At 61.9% G+C, this 19,200-nt stretch carries 16 protein-coding genes; 13 read left to right on the top strand and 3 right to left on the bottom strand.

What is annotated here, in order from left to right; all coding sequences use genetic code 11:
* Nucleotides 1-66: 66 nt before the first annotated feature.
* The 3 genes from dsbG to B7L72_RS08090 form a co-directional block, all read right to left on the bottom strand.
* Nucleotides 67-849 (bottom strand): thiol:disulfide interchange protein DsbG, encoded by a 783-nt coding sequence (dsbG, locus tag B7L72_RS08080; RefSeq protein WP_081193625.1) that lies wholly within the window; start codon nucleotides 847-849, stop codon nucleotides 67-69.
* Between the two features lie 64 nt (nucleotides 850-913).
* Nucleotides 914-1,729, bottom strand: a complete 816-nt coding sequence (locus tag B7L72_RS08085; protein ID WP_016913289.1) for a TlpA family protein disulfide reductase — start codon at nucleotides 1,727-1,729, stop codon at nucleotides 914-916.
* Between the two features lie 101 nt (nucleotides 1,730-1,830).
* Entirely contained in the window at nucleotides 1,831-3,594 is a 1,764-nt protein-coding gene (locus B7L72_RS08090; protein WP_081193627.1) for a sugar phosphorylase, read from the bottom strand.
* Between the two features lie 282 nt (nucleotides 3,595-3,876).
* Here B7L72_RS08090 and nrdR point away from each other — a divergent pair, with 282 nt between their 5' ends.
* The 13 genes from nrdR (at nucleotide 3,877) to B7L72_RS08155 (ending at nucleotide 19,133) form a co-directional block, all read left to right on the top strand.
* Nucleotides 3,877-4,389, top strand: coding sequence for a transcriptional regulator NrdR (gene nrdR, locus B7L72_RS08095; protein ID WP_081193629.1), 513 nt, complete (start codon nucleotides 3,877-3,879; stop codon nucleotides 4,387-4,389).
* Nucleotides 4,386-5,537, top strand: a complete 1,152-nt coding sequence (gene ribD / locus B7L72_RS08100) for a bifunctional diaminohydroxyphosphoribosylaminopyrimidine deaminase/5-amino-6-(5-phosphoribosylamino)uracil reductase RibD (protein ID WP_081193631.1) — start codon at nucleotides 4,386-4,388, stop codon at nucleotides 5,535-5,537. The genes nrdR and ribD overlap by 4 nt, the downstream gene beginning before the upstream one ends.
* Before the next feature lie 72 nt (nucleotides 5,538-5,609).
* Nucleotides 5,610-6,776, top strand: a complete 1,167-nt coding sequence (gene ribBA / locus B7L72_RS08105; protein WP_081193633.1) for a bifunctional 3,4-dihydroxy-2-butanone-4-phosphate synthase/GTP cyclohydrolase II — start codon at nucleotides 5,610-5,612, stop codon at nucleotides 6,774-6,776.
* Nucleotides 6,777-6,780: 4 nt separating this feature from the next.
* Nucleotides 6,781-7,269, top strand: a complete 489-nt coding sequence (gene ribH / locus B7L72_RS08110) for a 6,7-dimethyl-8-ribityllumazine synthase (protein ID WP_016913294.1) — start codon at nucleotides 6,781-6,783, stop codon at nucleotides 7,267-7,269.
* Nucleotides 7,266-7,769, top strand: a complete 504-nt coding sequence (gene nusB, locus B7L72_RS08115) for a transcription antitermination factor NusB (protein WP_016913295.1) — start codon at nucleotides 7,266-7,268, stop codon at nucleotides 7,767-7,769. Before ribH ends, nusB begins: the two co-directional genes overlap by 4 nt.
* A gap of 34 nt (nucleotides 7,770-7,803) precedes the next feature.
* Complete coding sequence (gene thiL, locus B7L72_RS08120) at nucleotides 7,804-8,781, top strand: thiamine-phosphate kinase (RefSeq protein WP_081193635.1); 978 nt, start codon at nucleotides 7,804-7,806, stop codon at nucleotides 8,779-8,781.
* On the top strand, nucleotides 8,778-9,251 hold the full coding sequence (locus tag B7L72_RS08125; RefSeq protein WP_081193637.1) for a phosphatidylglycerophosphatase A family protein: 474 nt from the start codon (nucleotides 8,778-8,780) through the stop codon (nucleotides 9,249-9,251). Before thiL ends, B7L72_RS08125 begins: the two co-directional genes overlap by 4 nt.
* Nucleotides 9,252-9,306: 55 nt before the next feature.
* Nucleotides 9,307-10,560 carry a DUF945 family protein gene (locus B7L72_RS08130; RefSeq protein ID WP_081193639.1) on the top strand — a complete coding sequence of 418 codons (1,254 nt, stop codon included), beginning with the start codon at nucleotides 9,307-9,309 and terminating at the stop codon, nucleotides 10,558-10,560.
* A gap of 149 nt (nucleotides 10,561-10,709) precedes the next feature.
* Nucleotides 10,710-13,181, top strand: coding sequence for an endopeptidase La (lon, locus tag B7L72_RS08135; RefSeq protein ID WP_081193643.1), 2,472 nt, complete (start codon nucleotides 10,710-10,712; stop codon nucleotides 13,179-13,181).
* 174 nt (nucleotides 13,182-13,355) lie between these two features.
* Entirely contained in the window at nucleotides 13,356-15,497 is a 2,142-nt protein-coding gene (locus B7L72_RS08140; RefSeq protein WP_081193644.1) for a PAS domain-containing methyl-accepting chemotaxis protein, read from the top strand.
* A 190-nt stretch (nucleotides 15,498-15,687) separates the two neighbouring features.
* Nucleotides 15,688-15,903 carry a PAS domain S-box protein gene (locus tag B7L72_RS08145; protein WP_081193646.1) on the top strand — a complete coding sequence of 72 codons (216 nt, stop codon included), beginning with the start codon at nucleotides 15,688-15,690 and terminating at the stop codon, nucleotides 15,901-15,903.
* 255 nt (nucleotides 15,904-16,158) lie between these two features.
* On the top strand, nucleotides 16,159-18,003 hold the full coding sequence (gene ilvD, locus B7L72_RS08150; protein WP_081193648.1) for a dihydroxy-acid dehydratase: 1,845 nt from the start codon (nucleotides 16,159-16,161) through the stop codon (nucleotides 18,001-18,003).
* A gap of 74 nt (nucleotides 18,004-18,077) precedes the next feature.
* On the top strand, nucleotides 18,078-19,133 hold the full coding sequence (locus B7L72_RS08155) for an oxidoreductase (RefSeq protein ID WP_081193650.1): 1,056 nt from the start codon (nucleotides 18,078-18,080) through the stop codon (nucleotides 19,131-19,133).
* Nucleotides 19,134-19,200: the final 67 nt, after the last annotated feature.

A 19,200-nucleotide genomic window follows, 5' to 3' on the forward strand; every position in this document is an offset into this window, starting at 1 on the left:
GCAGCATCCTCGAATGACAAAGAGCCACAGCCACGTTGGGCTTGGCGGCTAGTCTGGCCTCGATGCTTACGGTGCTTCGCTGCCCATCATGTCCAGAAGGCGGGCTTCGTTGGGCATGCCCTGGATGCGGTCGATGCGTAGCAGGCCTGTGTCAGTTTCGCGTTGGTAGGCGCTGGTGGGGGTTGCGTACAGTCCCAGCTCATCGAAAAGCTGGTTATTGGCATAGACCTGCTCTTCGATATGGCGGGGTTGCGCGCTGGCGCTCAGGGATTCGCCGTCGCTATGGCGATGCAGGGCCTCGGCGGGGTCGTCGGCACCGAGGAGGGTGGCGGCGAGGGCGGGGCTGTTTGGCGCCAGAATGCCTACCATGATGTGGCGTAACTGAACTTCACCGGCTTCCACCCAGGGGCGAGCTTGTTGCCATAGCTGGCGGCAGTAAGGGCAGTTGGCGTCGGTGAAGGTGTAAATCACGCGGGGGGCGTCCGGGTTGCCGTCCTGAATCCAGTGGCTCTCTTCCAGCAGTTGCCAGGTTTCGGCTTCGAGCGGGACGCGCACATGTTCGTCCAGCTGCGCTTCGGTCAGGTCATTGCCTGCGCTGTCCATCAGTGTGCCGACAATGGCGTGTTCGCCGTCGGCGGTCAGGTAGATGGCCATGTCCTGGCCTTGCACGCTGGCGCCGTAGCCGCGCATACCGCCGGGGGCCTCGAATTGCCCGTGAATGCTGATGCCCTGGTCGGCCAGGGCTTGCACCGGGGCGGGTAGAGCATCGGCCTGGCTGGTAATGGCAAAGCCGCTCAGCGCAGCCAGCAGGGTCAGACGGCCCGTCTGAATGGGAAACATCCGTTGCATCACTTTATCCTCAAATAGGCCGCACTCGCGGCAGCGGGTAACTCATGATCACGCTGTAGAAGGCTTAACGAATACGTGATAGCCCATCGTTCAGGGTGGCTCGGGAAAGCTCGCCAAAGTGGGTGCTGACCAATTGGCCCTGGGCGTCATAATAAAGCGTGGTGGGCATGGCATGGGCACCTGTCACTTGACCCAGCGCATTGCGCGGGTCTTGCCAGACGTTGTCGAGCTGAAAGCCATGTTCTGCCATGAAGCGGTTGATCTGTGGAAGACTCTCCCCCTGATTGACGAACACGAACGTCACGTCCTGCTCCTGCTGCTGAGCCGCTTCGAAGACCGGCATTTCGCGAATGCAGGGCGGGCACCAGCTGGCCCACAGGTTCACTACCATGGGTTGGCCTTGTTGCTGAGCCAGCTCCGGCAGGCTGATGGGGGTGTCTTCCAGGGTGCTGAGCGGGGTGGTGGGCAGCGGCCGGGTCTGCTGTTCGATGAGCAGGGTGCTGCCCAGCGTGACGCCCCACACCAGACCGCCGGTGAGCATGGCCGCGCCCAGCGGCGCGCGTTGACGCGGCGAGCGCCACAGTGCCCAGACGCCATACCCTATCCCGGCCAATGCACCGGCCAGCAGATCAAAACCACCGTCACGAATATCCAGCCGCGCGAGCAGGCCGTCGTATTCCCCCCAGTAACGCACGACGAATACCAGCCTGGCCGCCAGCAGGGCGACCATCAGCAGGGTAAACAGGGTATCGCTGACCGAAACCTGCTGGCGCCTGCCCAGCAGGGCGCCTACCAACAGGGCGAGTAAGAAGGCAAAACCGATGATCAACTGATGCAGGCTGAATCCCATGGGGCCAATGGCCAGGCTTTGTTGCAACATAAACGCTCACGTATCCACCGTCGAATTGGATGGACAGTGTCGCAGGACAGGATTATTAAAGGATTATCTTGTTCTGTCCTGAGACGTTATGTCGCAAGGCGTCAGGCGTTAGCCACCAGCCAGAGCACGGCATAGGGGGGCAGGGATGCCAGCGGGTGAAGCGAAGACGAGGTGTCCAGCGGCTGCCAGGCGTGCTGCTGCAGTCGCTGAGTCAATGCCTCGCCGCCCTGGTCGAGGGCTATGCGGCGGTCGGTGACGTTGAACAGGGCCAGCAAGCGTCGGCCATCGGCCAGCGGACCGCGCTCGATGGCCAGCAGCTCTGCTGGCGTGCTGATGACCTGCTGGGGTACGTTGGGGTGAAAGCAGGGCTCCTGACGGCGAAGGTCCAGCAGCCGACGCAGGGCATGGAAGACATCGTGGGTCGGGGTAGAGGGGCTTTCCAGCAGCAGCTCCAGTTCGTCCAGCGGCCAGCGACGCCGGTTGATGGAGCGCAGCCGCCCGCTGCGCTCGACGCCTTCGACATCGTTGAGCGTGCCGGTCAGGGTGTGCAGGTAGAGCGCAGGAATGCCTTGCAGGCTGAGCATGATGGCCTGACTGCACAGGAAGCGCGCAATCTGCCAGGGGTCCGGGCCGCGCCGGGTGCCGCGCATGGCCTCGAACCAGGTAATGTTGATTTCGTAGGGCGTGTCGCTGCCGTCCGGGTTGCTGCGCATGCTGACGAAGCCACCGAAGCGGTGCATCAGCTCCAGCAGGGCGTCCCGTTCGTGGTCCGGCAGCAGGCCCTCCAGCGGGCGCACCCCGATGCCGTCGTGGCTGGCGGTAAAGTTGAGGTAAGTGCAGTGTTCAGGCAGCACCGGCAGGCTGGATAGCCAGCCTTGCAGGGTGCTGGCCTCCCCACGGGTGAGGGTGTGCAGCAGCAGCGGGGGCAGCGCGAACTGGTACACCATGTGCGCTTCGTCCGGCGGGCCTTCCGCCAGGCGTTCGAGGCCGAAATAGCTGATGTTTTCGGCGTGGGGCACGTTGGTTTCGGTGATGATCAAGGTGCCGGGGGCGATCTCATCGACGATGGCGCGTAGCAGGCGTACCACGGTATGGGTTTCGGGCAGGTGAATACAGGCCGTGCCCAGCCGCTTCCACAAGAATGCCACGGCATCGAGGCGGATGATCCTCACTCCCTGCTGCAGGTAAAACAGCAGGATGCCGACGAATTCCAGCAGGACATCCGGGTTCTCGAAATTCAGGTCGATCTGGTCTTCCGAAAACGTGGCCCACAGGTGGCGGGTGCCCCGGCGGGTGGAGACAGGCACGAGCAGCGGGCTGCTGCGTGGCCGCGTGACCTGGGAAACATCGGTGTCAGGGTCCACCTCGATAAAGTAGTCCCGCCCCGGCAGGCTGCCGGTCAGGTAATCCACGAACCACAGCGACTCACGGGAAACGTGGTTGAGCACCAGGTCGCCCATCACGTCATAGTGGCTGGCCAGGTCACGGATATGCGACCAGTCTCCCAGTTCGGGGTTGACCTCCCGGTAATGGATGACCGAAAAACCGTCGTCGCTGCTCCAGGGAAAGAAGGGCAGCACGTGCACCCCGCTGATCGTCTCGCCCAGGTGGCGCTGCAGAAAGTGGTTCAGCACGCCCAGTGGGGGCGTGCCGTCTGCCACGATGGAGTCACCATAGCTGATGACCCACTGATCCTTTTCGCTCCATGTTGGTGCAATGCCGCTCTGCTCAGCAGATAAAGGCGCCGCTGGAAGCAGCGGTCGGAAGTGGGCCAAATGCTGTTCGAGGCGCCGCTGTACTTCCCCTGCGCGCTGGCCGTACAGGTGGGTCAAGTAATGCTGTAGCCTGAGCTCAAATGCCGTCATGGGTGCCTCCTTTCAATCAACCTTCGACAAACGCTGCAGCTTGTGTGCCAAATCGTTACAATATAGGAGAATACTGTGCGAAATGACGTACAAGTCATGAGTACGCCTGCTTTTGCAGGCACGACAATCGGTAGTGGGATGGTTTACCCAACGATCCTTGAAGAGTTCTTAAAATAGCTTACAAAACAAGAGATAGCAGGCGGCCTGTTGGCACGGCTGGTATCTACGGGGCTGACACGCTGAGCGCACTTGAGGGTGCGTGCCGACAATAGGTTGACTGCCATGCATTGTCCTTTTTGTGGTGCAAACGATACGCGAGTAACGGATTCACGCCTGGTGGCCGACGGTGACCAGGTGCGTCGCCGTCGCCAGTGTGCAAGCTGCCATGAGCGCTTCACGACCTATGAAACGGCGGAGCTGATCATGCCCAGGGTGGTGAAGTCGGATGGCTCGCGGGAGACTTTCAGCGAGGCCAAGTTAAGGGCTGGCATGCTGCGGGCGTTGGAAAAGCGCCCGGTCAGCGCGGAAGCCATCGAAGCCGCCGTGGAGCGTATCCGCCAATCCCTGCGTGCCCGCGGTGACCGCGAGGTGAATGCTCGTGACGTGGGCGAGGCCGTCATGCAGGCGCTACGCAGCCTGGATCAGGTGGCGTATATTCGCTTTGCGTCGGTGTATCGCAAGTTTCAGGATCTGGACGAGTTTCGGGCTGAAATCGACCGGCTGTCTCAGGAACCTGCTCAAGCGCCTGGCGATGACGCTGCCAGTGGGCCCGCGTCGAAAGAGGCTGAAGGATGAGCCTGTTCTCTGTTGCAGACCACCGTTTCATGGTCCGCGCCCTGAAACTGGCCCGCCACGGCCTGTATACCACGGACCCCAATCCCCGCGTGGGGTGCGTCATCGTCCGCTACGATCGTTCGGCCGAAGGGCAGGTCGTGGGCGAAGGCTACCACCTACGCGCCGGTGAGCCTCATGCCGAAGTGCATGCGTTGGCAGCTGCAGGGGAACAGGCCCGTGGGGCCACGGCCTATGTGACGCTGGAGCCCTGTTCCCATACCGGGCGTACCGGCCCCTGTGCCGTGGCGCTGGCCAATGCCGGTGTAGGGCGCGTGGTAGTGGCCATGGGGGACCCCAATCCGCAAGTGAGTGGGCGGGGGATAGAGCATTTGAGAGCTGCCGGTATCGAGGTTCACGTGGGCCTGCTTGAGCAGGATGCACGGGCGCTCAACCCCGGGTTCGTGTTGCGCATGCAGTCACGGCGTCCGTTGGTGCGCTTGAAAATGGCGATGAGCCTGGATGGTCGAACGGCCATGGGCTCAGGGGAGTCGCAGTGGATCACCGGCCCGCAGGCGCGCACCCAGGTGCAGCGCCTGCGGGCACGCTCCAGCGCGATCCTTAGCGGTGTGGAGTCCATGATCATGGACGATGCGCGGCTAACGTTGCGGCCCGAACAGCTGGCGCTGCCCCAGGCCGATGAGATCGTGCTGCGCCAACCGCTGCGGGTCATTCTGGATTCTCGGTTGCGGCTGCCGCTGGCGGCGGCCTGCCTGCGTGAGCCGGGGCGCACGCTGATCATCACCACCGAGCAGCACAGCCCCGAGAAGCGTCAGCGACTGGAAGCGGCTGGTGCCGAGATTCAGGTGTTGCCCAGCGACGCCGGCGGGCGCGTCGAGCTTGCTGACATGCTGCGCTGGTTAGCCGATAATGAGCAGGTAAACGAACTACTGGTAGAGACCGGTGCGACGCTGGCCGGGGCACTGCTGGACGCGCAGCTGGTCGATGAGTTGCAGCTGTTCGTCGCTCCTACACTACTCGGGGGCGATGCCCGGCCGCTATTCGAGTTGCCGGGGATCACCCGAATGGCGGATCAAAAGCGCCTGGTGATCAAGGAGTTTCGCCAGGTAGGCCAGGACTGGCAGATTATCGCGACCCCCCAGGTCGACTAGCGCAAGCGGCCATAGCAAGGTACCCTGACGCCCGAAATCGCATCCCATGCGACCACTTTTTTTGGAGATTCCATGGCGCACTCCGCTTCTGAGGGCCTGTCCCCTATCGCCGAGCTGGTGGAAGACATTCGCCAGGGCAAAATGGTGATCCTCATGGACGATGAGGATCGCGAAAACGAAGGCGATATCATCATGGCGGCCGAACTGGTCAAGCCAGAGCATATCAACTTCATGGCGCGCTACGCCCGCGGTCTGATCTGCATGCCCATGACCCGAGAACGCTGCGAGCAGCTTAACCTGCCGCTCATGGTGCGCGACAACGGGTCCGGTTTTGGCACCAAGTTCACGCTGTCCATCGAGGCAACCGAAGGCGTGACCACCGGCATCTCTGCCGCTGACCGCGCACGTACGGTGCAGGCCGCTGCCGCACCCAATGCCAAGCCCACGGATATCGTGCAGCCCGGCCATATCTTTCCGCTGATGGCCGAGCCGGGTGGTGTACTGCGCCGGGCAGGCCACACCGAAGCGGCCTGCGACCTGGCGGCGCTGGCAGGGCTCGACCCCAGCGGCGTGATCTGTGAAATCATGAACGACGATGGCAGCATGGCGCGCCGTCCCGAGCTGGAAGCCTTCGCCAAGGCCCATGGCATCAAGATCGGCACCATTGCCGATTTGATCCACTACCGAATCGTCAACGAACAGACTGTCGACGCCATCGAGACCAGCCGTGTGTCCACGGTGCATGGCGAGCTGGCGCTGCATGTGTTCCGTGACCGCATTCAGGGCGCTCACCACCTGGCGCTGGTGAAAGGCCAGCCCACCGCCGAGCAGCCCACCACGGTTCGTGTACACTTGGCCGATACGCTGCGCGACGTGCTGGGGCTGATGAAAGGCGAGCAGTGCCGCTGGGATGCCCACAGCGCCCTGCGTGAAATCGCCGAAGCGCCCGCCGGTGTGTTCGTCCTGATCGATGACGGGCGCCCACATCAGGATCTCAAAGACCAGCTGGACATCTTCCTGGATCGGGTACGCCAGCCGCGTACCAACGATTCGGACGGTGCCGGCAACTATTTAACCATTGGTACGGGTTCGCAAATTCTGCGCCATCTGGGCGTTGGCAAGATGCGGCTACTCAGCTCCCCGTGGAAATTCTCGGCGCTTTCCGGGTTCGATCTTGAAGTGGTCGAGCGTCTGGGGCCCAATGACACGGCGTATGAGCCCACTACTCAGCAGGAATAAATCGATGCAATCCCTTTCGCAAGTTGAAGGCACTTTTGTCGACGTCGATGGCCGTTATGTCATCGTGGTGGGGCGATTCAACCATCACGTGGTCGATAGCCTGGTAGAAGGCGCGGTGGATAGCCTGACCCGCCACGGCGTCGATGCCGAGCAAATCCATATCGTTCACGTGCCGGGTGCCTGGGAACTGCCGTTGGCGGTCAAGCGTGTGCTCAGCGTCATGAAGCCGGATGCCGTCATCGCGTTGGGCGCGGTCATTCGTGGCGGCACGCCGCATTTCGAGTACGTGGCGGGCGGCTGCAACACGGCTATCAATCACCTGCAGCTGGAATTCGACACGCCGGTCGCCAACGGCGTGCTGACCGTGGAATCCATTGAGCAGGCCATCGAGCGAGCGGGCACCAAAGCAGGCAATAAAGGCACCGAAGCCGCCATGGCCGCCATGGAAATGGTGTCGCTGCTGCGCGCGCTGCCCGCAGGAGATACCCAATGAGCGAGCGACGTGAGCGCAAGTCCTCTGCGGCACAGCAGGGACGCCACGCCGCAAGGGAGTTGGCGGTACAAGGGTTATATCAATGGCACATGACCGGCAAGTCGATCTCGACCATCGAAGCCGAGTTTCGTAGCCAGAAGGCGGACGACGACCTGGAAGACCACGAGAACTGGGTCAAGGTCATGGAAATCGCCGACAAAGCGCTGTTTCATGAGCTGCTGCACAACACGGTGCGCTTCAAAGCCGAGCTGGATCGTGACATTGCACCGCTGCTGGATCGTCGTCTGGAAGACTTGGACGCGGTAGAGCTGGCTATTCTGCGTCTGGGCGCTTACGAGCTCTCGCGCCGCATGGAAGTGCCTTACCGCGTGGTCATTAACGAAGGCGTTGAGCTGGCAAAATCGTTTGGCGCCACCGACGGCCATAAGTACGTGAATGGCATTCTCGACAAGCTGGCCAACCGCTTGCGAAGTGCCGAAGTCAGCGCCCGCCGCTTGTAAGCGGGCGACCTGATCAAGCGTTTAAGGGGCCTTTGTGCTTGCCGAATTTGATTTGATTCGACGTTTCTTCATGTCGCCGCAGGAGGCGAAAGCGACGGATGGCGTTGCCCTGGGATGCGGCGATGACGCCACCTTACTGCTGCCCCAAGCGGGGCAGCAGCTCGTGGTCAGTGTGGACACCTCCGTGGTGGACGTGCACTTTCCCCATGATGCGCCTGCTCATGCGGTCGGCCATCGCGCCCTGGCCGTGGCGCTCAGCGACCTGGCGGCCATGGGGGCACGCTCCCGCTGGTGCTTGATGGCGCTGACCCTCGACCAGCGTGCGTTCCCCGGCAGTGCGGCCGCCGAGGCGTGGCTATCGGGCTATGCCGATGGCTTCCATGACCTGTGCCGTCGGCATGAGACCACGCTGGCGGGGGGCGATGTCGCCGCAGGAGCGCTGAGCATAGCCGTGACGGTGATGGGAGAAGTGCCTTCCGGTGAAGCATTGACCCGCTCCGGGGCTCGTGTCGGCGATGTGATTGCCGTCACGGGCGCTTTGGGCGGTGGTGCGGGCGGGCTAGCGCTGTGGCAACAGGGTGAAAGAGACATGCAGCATCCGTTGCTCCAGCGCTATCTGTTGCCCCAGCCACGCCTGGCGGCGGGTGTTGCCCTGCGTGGCCTGGCCAGCGCGGCGCTGGACATCTCCGATGGCCTGCTGGCGGATCTCACGCATCTTTGTGAAGCTTCCCAGGTGGGGGCTTCGCTTGAGGCCGAGCAACTGCCGCTGGCGGAAGGGCTGGAAGCCTGTCTGGGCGCGCAAGCAGCCCAGCGGGCAGCGCTTTCCGGAGGCGACGACTATGAGCTGCTGGTCACGCTGCCCCCTGCGCACGTTTCCCTGGCCAGGCAACGTCTGGCAGAGCAGGGGACCGCGCTCAGCGTGATTGGCCAGTGCACCGATACGCCTGGCATCACCGGCGTGGCGCCGTTGGCCGAGTCGGGCTGGCAGCACTTTCGTGGGGGTGTCCAATGAACCGTGCACCGGCCAGTGTCTGGCGACGCCCCACTCACTTCTTCGCCTTTGGCCTGGGGAGTGGCACCGTGCCCTGGGCGCCTGGCACCTTCGGCACGCTGGCGGCGATTCCCTTCTATTGGATGCTGGCGGACCTGCCGCTGGCCTGGTATCTCAGTATCGTGTTCGTGGCCTTCATCGTCGGTGTCTGGCTATGCGATAAAACCTCCCATGACCTGGGGGTGCACGACCACTCCGGCATCGTGTGGGACGAGTTCGTCGGTTACTGGATCACCATGGCCGCGGTGCCCTTTTCCTGGGAAGCTGCCCTCTGGGGGTTCATCGTCTTTCGTATTTTCGATGTGTTCAAGCCCTGGCCCATTCGCTGGGCCGACCGCCGAGTGGCGGGGGGCTTTGGCATCATGATCGACGACGTCATGGCAGGCATCTACGCCTGGAGTACCATGCACTTATGGTTCTGGCTCCACTAGTCGACGCCCGATAGCAGGCGCTGCGCTTTGTCAGGAGGCCATACAAGGAGATAGCATGCGCAAGGAACGTTTAATCGTGCCTATCCTCTCGGTGATTGCCGTGATATGGATGGTCGCGCAACTGCTATCGAGCATCCTGTTCGAACGGAGCCTGCGTCAGGGGCTGGAAGACCTGGAAGCCCGAGGTGAATGGCGGGTAGAGCGCCTGGATAGCCGTCAGGGCTGGTTGACATCACGCGGGCAACTGGTGCTGTCGCCCTTATTGGGCCGCCCTTGGCAGTTGGAGCTGACCTACGACGCCCGCCATGGATTGCTGTCTACCGATGTGCAGGGCACTCTGCTACCCCGGCTGGACAATGTGCTGCAAAAGGCCGTGGGCGATGTGTCTGCACCTTCTGTGCCGCGTTGGCAGGGGCGCTATCAGACGCTGAGTGGTCGCACCGAACTGCGTTTGGCGCTGGCCCCCTTCGTGATCCAGCAGAATGGTCGGGAACTGGATGTTCGGGGGGCTCGCGTGCGCCTGGAGGGCATGTTTGGCGATTGGCGCTTGCGGGGGTTGTTCGATCAGTTGACGCTGACCGATGGCTTGTCCCAATTGACGCTGGGGCCCACCACCCTGGAAAGCCGCTACACCTACATCGACGATGCCTACCACTTCACCCAGCGTGACCACCTGCGCATCGACCGCCTGTCGATGCACTATCCTGCCTACGATATCCAGATCACCCCGCTGGATCTCTACAGCCAGATGACCCTGGATGAAACCGAGCTGAGCATTCAGGGAGAGCTGGTGCTGGGGGAAGTGCTGGTGCCCAGCGAAGCGCCGGAGACACCGCTGCTGAGCGGTCGTGTCGCGGGCGAACTGTCGCGGCTGAACGGTGATGCCGTGCGTCAGGTGATTCGTCGGCTGCGCCAGGAAGCTGCCTGGGGGGATACCGCGCTGCCCATGGCCGAAGGCCTGCTGGCGCGGCTGGAACCTGATCTGCTGCAAGTATTGAGCGACTCTCCACGGCTCGATGTCACCACCATCGAACTCGATAGCCCGCTGCTCGGCCTTCAAGTTGCCGCAGACGGTGCGCTGTTTTTCGATGGCCGACAGCTGGATAGATTGCGCGTCGTGTCGCTGGACAAGCCTGAAGAGCAGGCGCGCTGGCGGGCACGTATCGACGGCGACTTCATCTGGCATGACGCGCCCACCGTGGCTGCGCTATGGCTGGGACTGCCCCTCGGCACCCGGGAGCTGCAGTTCGACGTGGTACGTGGCGTTTGGCGCGTCAATGGCCGCCCCATGCCGACACTGTGGCCGTAACGTTCCACCAATAAGTACGCTGTCAAATGGCGCTCAGGGTTGAAGTTTTCGCTGGCTGCCCACATCCCATTAACCATACGAAGCGGCGACAGTGACGGGCAAGCCCCTTGCTGGTCATTGCTGCTGGTTACTGTGGATGGGGAGGGCGCATGAGCGACCAGGATTACGACCGCGATCACGAACACCTCGATTGGCTCGCTGCAGGCGAGCATTCGGACCGTCACCAAGAACACCACGCAGAACACCAGAACGAAAACGATCACCGCTCGGATGGTGAGCGCACCCATTCACTGGTGCCTGCCAGCGACATGCTGCCTGAGCGTATTTATCTGCTGCCAATTCACAACCGCCCGTTCTTTCCCGCCCAGGTGCAGCCTCTGGTGATCAATCGTGAGCGCTGGGAAGAGACCATGCGCCGCGTTGGCAACACGCCACATCACACCATTGGGGTAGCGTTCGTAGGCGAGCAAGGGGTGGACTCCCTGGATCACGATGGTTTCCCCGAGATCGGGACGGCCGTCAAGGTGCACAAGCTGAAGAGCGAAGAGCAGCAGATTCAGTTCATCGCCCAGGGCCTTCAGCGTTTCAAGATCCAGCGCTGGCTCTCCAAGGAGCCGCCCTATCTGGTGGAAGTGACCTATCCGAAAGAGCCGGTCAATGCCGAAGATGAAGAGACCCGGGCCTACGCCATGGCGATCATCAACGGCATCAAGGAGCTGCTGCCCATCAACCCGCTGTACGGGGAGGAGTTGAAGCACTACCTCAATCGGTTCAGCCCCCATCAGCCTGGGCCGCTCACCGATTTTGCCGCTGCCATCACCTCGGCGAAAGGCCCTGAATTGCAGGACGTGCTGGCCACACTGCCCGTGGCGGAGCGTATGCACAAGGTGCTGCCGCTGCTGCGCAAGGAGATCGACGTTGCCCAGCTGCAAAGCGAAATCAGCGAGCAGGTCAACGCGCAGATGCAGGAGCGCCAGCGTGAATTCTTCCTGCGTGAACAGTTGAAGGTGATACAGCGTGAGCTGGGCATCTCCAAGGGCGACCGCGAGAACGACGTGGATACGTTCAGGAACCGTCTGGAGTCTCTGGTGGTGCCGGAGCGTGTTCAGGCCCGCATCGACGAAGAGCTCAACAAGCTCAGCGTGCTGGAAACCGGCTCGCCGGAGTATGGCACCACGCGCAACTATCTGGACTGGCTGACATCGCTGCCCTGGGGCGTCACCAGCCAGGACAAGCTGGACCTTGGCCATGCCCGTGAGGTGCTGGACCGAGACCACGATGGCCTGAAAGACGTCAAGGAGCGCATCATCGAGTTCCTGGCCGAAGGCACGTTCAAAGGCGATGTGGGGGGCTCCATCGTGCTGCTGGTGGGGCCGCCGGGGGTGGGCAAGACCTCCATCGGCCGCTCCATTGCCGAGGCGCTGGGGCGTGAGTTCTATCGTTTCTCGGTGGGTGGCATGCGCGACGAAGCCGAGATCAAAGGCCACCGACGCACCTACATCGGTGCCATGCCCGGCAAGCTGGTGCAGGCGTTCAAGGAAGTGGAGGTTGAAAACCCGGTCATCATGCTCGATGAGATCGACAAGCTGGGCCAGTCCTTCCAGGGCGACCCCGCCTCGGCGCTGCTCGAAGTGCTGGACCCCGAGCAGAACGTGGATTTTCTGGACCACTATCTGGACGTACGCATGGACCTCTCCAAGGTGCTGTTCGTGTGTACGGCCAATACCCTGGACAGCATCCCCGGCCCGCTGCTGGACCGCATGGAGCAGATTCGCCTGTCCGGCTACATCGCCGAAGAGAAGCTGGAGATCGCCAAGCACCACCTGTGGCCCAAGCTTCTCAAGCGTGACAACCTGCCGAAAAAACGCATCAACCTGACCGATGCCGCCCTCAAGCAGGTCATCGACGGCTACGCCCGCGAAGCGGGGGTACGTCAGCTGGAAAAACAGCTGCACCGCATCGTGCGCAAGGCGGCGGTCAAGTTGCTTGAAGAGCAGGTGGAAACAGTCAAGATTTCGGTCAAGAACCTGGAAGAGTTCCTGGGCGCGCCGCTTTTCCGCAAGGAAAAAGTGCTCAAGGGTGAAGGGGTCGTGACCGGCCTGGCCTGGACCTCCATGGGGGGCGCCACGCTGCCCATCGAAGCGGGCAAGATCCACTCCCTGGACCGAGGCTTCAAGCTCACCGGCAAGTTGGGGGAGGTCATGAAGGAGTCGGCCAATATCGCCTACAGCTACACTCTGGGGCACTTGGCCGAATTCGGTGCCGATGCCGATTTCTTCGACTCCGCGTTCGTGCATCTGCATGTGCCGGAAGGAGCGACACCCAAGGATGGCCCATCGGCGGGGGTCACCATGACCACGGCGCTGCTGTCGCTGGCCAAGCACCAGGCCATCAATCGCCCGCTGGCCATGACTGGGGAGCTAACCCTGACCGGGCAAGTTCTGCCAGTGGGCGGGATACGTGAAAAGGTCATTGCTGCCCGGCGCAGCGACATCTTCGAAGTGATCCTGCCGGAAGCCAACCGCCGTGATTATGACGAGCTGCCGGAGTACCTGAAAGAAGGCATGACCGTACACTTCGCCAGCCGCTACCGGGATGTGGCCAATGTAGTGTTCCGGTAACCTGGAATATGGCTATGTAATGACTTGGTGTGTCACGTGACGTCAAACCTTGCGATTAGCGCCGCTCTTTGAAGAGCGGCGTTTTTTATGTGGCTATTCAACGATTAATCACGATTGAGTAGGGTAGATAATGAAATCACTAAAAAAATATTGAATCACCCCTGGGGAGCAGCGATGCGTAACAACCAGCCTGTGACACAGCGCGAATACGTGCTGGATGAAGAAACCGTGCTGATTTCTCGTACGGACCTGAAAGGCAACGTGACCTACGCCAATGCGGCCTTTGTGGAGGTCAGTGGCTACAGCCGTGAGGAGTTGGTGGGCGCGCCCCACAACATGATCCGACACCCGGACATGCCCGAGGCCGCCTACGCCGACTTCTGGAAAACCATTCAGGCCGGCGGTACCTGGCAGGGCACGGTCAAGAACCGCCGCAAGAACGGCGACCACTACTGGGTCATTGCTACCGTGGCGCCGCTGCGCGACGGCGAGCGGATCGTGGGCTACACCTCGCTGCGCCGCAAGGCGTCTGCCAAGCGTATCGCCCGGGCCGAGCAGGTATATGCCGAGATTCGTGCCAAGGGCAAGTCACGCCGCTACCGCTTACGCCAGGGGGCACTGATTCGGCGTGGCCTGGGTGGGCTTGTGGCGCGCTTTCAGTTCAGTAGTTTAAAGGCCAAGCTGACGGGGATGGTCATTACCGCGCTGTTGCTGCTGGGCATGGCGGGGGGGCTTGGCGTCTATGGGTTGATGGTGTCGGGGGAGCGGTTGGATACGCTGAACCGCTCGGGGCTCGAGGCGATTGCCAACCTGCAGCTCATGGAGCGCCAGGTAGGGCTCACCGTCGAACAGCTGGAGCCCGCGGTGCGCAACCCGCGCCGGGTAAGTCTGGAGGTACTCGACGCACGCCTTCAGGAAATCATGCAGTCGGTTCAGGACCTTTGGGAGGATTACTCGACCGATAGCGCAGCGGCTGCCGAGGTGTTGGAAGCCGCCGAGCAATCTCTCGACGTCTGGGCCTCTGGCGTGACCAGCGCCATGACAGCCGTTAGCCAGGCCAATGGCTTCGCGGCGTTCGAGGCCTTCAATGAAGCCGTGCAGCCCGCCACTGAGCAGTTGCGACAGTTGAGCGATCAGCTCGTCGATGCCGAACGGGAAGGCGCCCATGCGCTGGTGGCTCAGGCGCATCAGGGGCGCCAGCAGATGCTGGTGGCGCAACTGGTGCTGATGGCCGTAGGACTACTGGTGATGATCGGCTTGAGCGTGATGATCCTGCGCTCGGTGATGCGCAGCCTGGCGGGCGCGCGCTATATGACCTTCCAGATTGCCGCAGGTAACCTGGCCGCCCGCGAACGCCGACAAAGCAACGATGAGCTGGGAGAGCTGCTATATTCGCTGGACACCATGCGTTTCAGCCTCTCCAGTATCGTCAGCGAGGTCGAAAACCGAGTGGCGGTGGTGACGCCTGCGATTCAGCAGATCGCCGCCGAGAACGAGGAGCTGGCATCGCGTACCGAGCAACAGGCCTCCTCGCTGCAGCAAACGGCCTCCAGCATGGAAGAGATGACCTCTACCGTGCAGCAGAATACCGACAACGCGCGCCAGGCCACCGAACTGGCTCAGCAAAACGCCAGCAGCACTCAGGAAACCCGCCAGCAAATGGAGCAGCTGGTAGAGCGTATGCAGCGTATTGCCCAGCGCGCCGAGAAGATGACCGAAATGATCGGCGTGATTGATGGCATTGCCTTCCAGACCAATATTCTGGCGCTGAACGCCTCCGTCGAGGCCGCCCGGGCCGGAGAGCATGGTCGCGGCTTTGCCGTGGTGGCCAGTGAGGTGCGCACCCTGGCCAGCCGCAGTGCCGATGCTGCCCAGGAAATCCGCAAGATGATCGACAGCACCACTCAGGAGGTCAGCGGTGGGCGCAGTGCCGTGGAGCAAGCCGAAAGCGCCATCGAGAACGTCGTCCGCCAGGTCAACCAGGTGAGCGAGCTGATGGCCTCGATCAGCACCGCTTCCAGCGAGCAGAGCAGTGGAATCGGCCAGATCAATTCGGCGATTGCGGAGATGGACAACGTCACACAGCAAAACGCTACCAAGGTGCAGTCCATTGCTGCCTCCGCAGACAACCTGACCCTGGAAGCGTTCGAGCTGGCCAACGTGGTCGATGCGTTCCGCCTGGAAGGTGCCCAGGAAGAGAGTATTGCGGCAGCGCGGGAAAAACTGGCACGTGTGAAGAAAGCCGTTCCTCAGCAGCCTGATGCGTCGGCACGCCATGCGCTGCCCCACCAGGACGAGCCTTGGGAAACCTTCTGACGGAGTGCTGTGCTCAGCATCAATGAAAACCCACGATGTGTTTTGCCTATGCCACCCCCGGGTGGCATATTTTTTGCCTGTTTTTCATAACGACGGCTGCATATCAATGCGCGTCACCAGGTCGGCTTGGTAAAAGGAAGCGCTGGGTCATCAGGCGAAACATGCCTTTCAAAAAAATACAGGGGACTTCATGAGCACATCTAGCCAGGCAACCCTTGAGCTGACAGACGATCAGGTGCTGATTTCACGCTCCGACCGCCAGGGTAATATCACCTACGTCAATCAGACGTTCATTGAAGTAAGCGGCTATTCACAGGCTGAGCTACTGGGCGAACCCCATCGTATTTTCCGTGATCCCGAGATGCCTGCCCAGGTCTTCAAGAACATGTGGGCCACTCAGGGCTGATTGCCGAAGTGGGCAACAAGGTCGAAGTGGTCACACCGCAGGTGAAATTCGCCGCTTGATCGATACCTCTACTCAGAAAATCGCGGGTGAAGGCCCGTGCCGTGGAAGAATGGAAGACGTTCTGAAGCGGGTGGGGTATTGGATATCGTCTACGTCTAGTCTCAGCGGTTCGCTCATGCCACAATCGAAGACCGCTGGATTCACCCGCCCGCCACCTCGTATGTGGCGGGCCATGATAAAGACGTAGAGGACACCATGCCCCAGTATCGCTCCCGTACCACTACCGCTGGCCGCAACATGGCAGGCGCTCGTGCCCTTTGGCGTGCCACCGGCATGAAGGATGACGACTTTCACAAACCGATCATCGCGGTAGCCAACTCCTTCACCCAGTTCGTGCCGGGCCATGTGCACCTCAAGGACATGGGCCAGCTGGTCGCCCGCGAAATCGAAAAAGCGGGCGGCGTCGCCAAAGAGTTCAATACCATCGCCGTAGATGACGGTATCGCCATGGGCCACGACGGCATGCTCTACTCGCTGCCCAGCCGCGATATCATTGCCGACAGCGTCGAGTACATGTGCAACGCCCACTGTGCCGATGCGCTGGTGTGCATTTCCAACTGCGACAAGATCACCCCCGGAATGCTGATGGCCGCCATGCGGCTCAATATTCCCGTCATTTTCGTCTCCGGCGGCCCCATGGAAGCGGGCAAGACCAAGCTGCTGGATCACGGCCTGGATCTGGTCGATGCCATGGTCATGGCCGCAGACGACAGCGTCGACGACGAAACCCTGGCAGAAGTCGAGCGCAGTGCATGCCCCACCTGTGGCAGCTGCTCGGGCATGTTCACCGCCAACTCCATGAACTGTTTGATGGAGGCGCTGGGCCTGGCACTTCCCGGTAACGGCACCGTGCTGGCCACCCACGCCGATCGCCGTCGCCTGTTCGAAACGGCGGGCCATCGTATCGTCGAGCTGGCCAAGCGCTACTACGAAGGCGAAGAGGCACACCTGCTGCCCCGCGCTATTGGCAACAAGGCCGCCTTCAAGAATGCCATGACCCTGGACATCGCCATGGGCGGTTCCACCAATACCATCCTGCACCTGCTGGCGGCGGCTCAAGAGGCAGAAGTCGACTTCACCATGGCGGATATCGACCGTCTTTCCCGTGAAGTGCCCCAGCTGTGCAAAGTGGCGCCCAATACTCAGAAATACCATATCGAAGACGTGCACCGCGCGGGTGGCATCATGGCCATTCTGGGCGAGCTGGACCGGGCGGGAGTATTGGATACCTCGGTGCCCACTGTATACGGTGACAGCCTGAAAGCCGCGCTGGACGAGTGGGATATCATGCGCTCGCCCAGTTCAGAAGTGGTCGAGTTCTTCAAGGCCGGCCCGGGGGGCATTCCGACCCAAACCGCGTTCTCCCAGAGCGCCCGCTGGCCAAGCCTGGATGGCGACCGTGCCACCGGCTGTATCCGCGACCTGGAGCACGCCTTCTCCCGTGAGGGCGGCCTCGCCGTACTCTACGGCAACATCGCCCTGGATGGCTGTGTGGTCAAGACCGCCGGTGTAGACGACTCCATCCTGGTATTCGAGGGCAAGGCTCACGTGGTGGAGTCCCAGGATCAGGCAGTGGCCAACGTGCTGGATGGCAAAGTCAAAGAGGGCGACGTGGTGGTCATCCGCTACGAAGGCCCCAAGGGGGGGCCCGGTATGCAAGAGATGCTGTACCCCACCTCCTACCTGAAATCCAAGGGGCTGGGCAAGGCGTGCGCGCTGCTGACCGACGGCCGTTTCTCCGGGGGTACCTCGGGTCTGTCGATTGGTCACGTATCACCTGAGGCCGCCGCCGGGGGCGCCATCGGGCTGGTCGAGCAGGGCGATACCATTCTGATCGATATCCCCAACCGCACCATCAACGTGCAGCTGAGCGATGCCGAGCTGGCCAAACGTCGTGAGGCCATGGAGTCGCGTGGCAAGGACGCCTGGAAGCCCGTCGAGCAGCGCCCACGCAAAGTCACGCCTGCTCTCAAGGCCTATGCCCTGCTGGCCACCTCCGCCGACAAGGGCGCAGTACGCGACCTCTCCAAACTGGATTGATCGGCGTATCTCACAGCCCGCGCAAGCGGGCTGTTTTTTTGTGGTATATCACCCAACACCTATCGAGGAGCGTCATGAAGGCGACGATCAATGTGGGCCTGGTCGGCTATGGTTTTGCGAGTAAAACGTTTCATGCACCGCTGATTCAGGCGGTACCGGGGTTGGAACTGGTGGCGGTGTCTTCCAGCGATGCCAGCAAGGTGACCGCCGATTTGCCCCGGGTGGACGTCGAGCGCGAGGCCCTGACGCTGTGTCAACGCAAGGATCTGGATCTGATCGTCATCCCAACGCCCAATGATACTCACTTTCCCCTGGCCAAGGCTGCGCTGGCGGCGGGCAAGCATGTGGTGGTCGACAAGCCCTTCACCGTCACGCTGTCGGAGGCCCGGCAACTCAAGGCCCTGGCGGCGGATAAAGAGTGCCTGCTCTCGGTGTTTCACAACCGACGTTGGGACAGTGACTTCTTGACCGTCAAGGCGCTGTTGGCCGAAGGCACGCTGGGTCGAGTGACGGGCTTCGAATCCCGCTTCGATCGTTTTCGTCCGGAGGTGCGCGACCGCTGGCGTGAAAAAGCCGCGCCTGGAGGCGGCATCTGGTACGGCCTGGGGCCTCACCTGCTGGACCAGGCCTGCGAGCTGTTTGGCATGCCCCACGCCATCCTGCTGGAGATCGGCGCGCGCCGAGACGCCGCCCATGCCGACGATGACTTCCTGGCCCTGCTGGAGTACGACGACTGCCGTGTTAGCCTGAGTGCAGGCACCCTGGTGGCCGAACCCACTCCCCGCTACCGCCTGCATGGCACGCTGGGCAGCTATGTGAAGATGGGGCTCGACCCACAGGAAGTGCGCTTGAAAGCAGGCGAGACCCCCACGCCGCACTGGGGGCAGGACATTCCCGGCACACTCACCCTACGCGAAGGGCAAGGTGAAGATGCCCCGCTGGTCAGCCACGAACACCCCACGCTACCGGGTGACTACCTCGCCTATTACCAGGGCGTTGCCGACGCCATCCGCCAACAAGCCCCCCTCCCGGTTTCCGTCGAGGACGCCCTGCGCAGCATGACCTTGCTCGAAGCCGGCCTCGACAGCCACCGCCAACGCCGCTGGATAGCGTTGAAGCCGCACGCATAAAGCTGCCTGAGTATTAAATGCCTGCCTAAATGTGGAGCGGCAGGGTGGTTTCGTGGCCTCACCTGGG

Source organism: Halomonas sp. BC1, assembly GCF_002078135.1.
GTDB lineage: Bacteria > Pseudomonadota > Gammaproteobacteria > Pseudomonadales > Halomonadaceae > Vreelandella > Vreelandella stevensii.

Excerpts from the sequence above, each read along its gene's own strand:
- B7L72_RS08155 (WP_081193650.1), top strand. The coding sequence starts at position 18,078 with ATGAAGGCGACGATCAATGTGGGCCTGGTCGGCTATGGTTTTGCGAGT.
- ribBA (WP_081193633.1), top strand. The coding sequence starts at position 5,610 with ATGGCGCACTCCGCTTCTGAGGGCCTGTCCCCTATCGCCGAGCTGGTG.
- dsbG (WP_081193625.1), bottom strand. The coding sequence starts at position 849 with ATGCAACGGATGTTTCCCATTCAGACGGGCCGTCTGACCCTGCTGGCT.
- B7L72_RS08130 (WP_081193639.1), top strand. The coding sequence starts at position 9,307 with ATGCGCAAGGAACGTTTAATCGTGCCTATCCTCTCGGTGATTGCCGTG.
- B7L72_RS08145 (WP_081193646.1), top strand. The coding sequence starts at position 15,688 with ATGAGCACATCTAGCCAGGCAACCCTTGAGCTGACAGACGATCAGGTG.
- ribH (WP_016913294.1), top strand. The coding sequence starts at position 6,781 with ATGCAATCCCTTTCGCAAGTTGAAGGCACTTTTGTCGACGTCGATGGC.
- B7L72_RS08090 (WP_081193627.1), bottom strand. The coding sequence starts at position 3,594 with ATGACGGCATTTGAGCTCAGGCTACAGCATTACTTGACCCACCTGTAC.
- ribD (WP_081193631.1), top strand. The coding sequence starts at position 4,386 with ATGAGCCTGTTCTCTGTTGCAGACCACCGTTTCATGGTCCGCGCCCTG.
- B7L72_RS08125 (WP_081193637.1), top strand. The coding sequence starts at position 8,778 with ATGAACCGTGCACCGGCCAGTGTCTGGCGACGCCCCACTCACTTCTTC.
- nrdR (WP_081193629.1), top strand. The coding sequence starts at position 3,877 with ATGCATTGTCCTTTTTGTGGTGCAAACGATACGCGAGTAACGGATTCA.
- lon (WP_081193643.1), top strand. The coding sequence starts at position 10,710 with ATGAGCGACCAGGATTACGACCGCGATCACGAACACCTCGATTGGCTC.
- B7L72_RS08140 (WP_081193644.1), top strand. The coding sequence starts at position 13,356 with ATGCGTAACAACCAGCCTGTGACACAGCGCGAATACGTGCTGGATGAA.
- B7L72_RS08085 (WP_016913289.1), bottom strand. The coding sequence starts at position 1,729 with ATGTTGCAACAAAGCCTGGCCATTGGCCCCATGGGATTCAGCCTGCAT.
- nusB (WP_016913295.1), top strand. The coding sequence starts at position 7,266 with ATGAGCGAGCGACGTGAGCGCAAGTCCTCTGCGGCACAGCAGGGACGC.
- ilvD (WP_081193648.1), top strand. The coding sequence starts at position 16,159 with ATGCCCCAGTATCGCTCCCGTACCACTACCGCTGGCCGCAACATGGCA.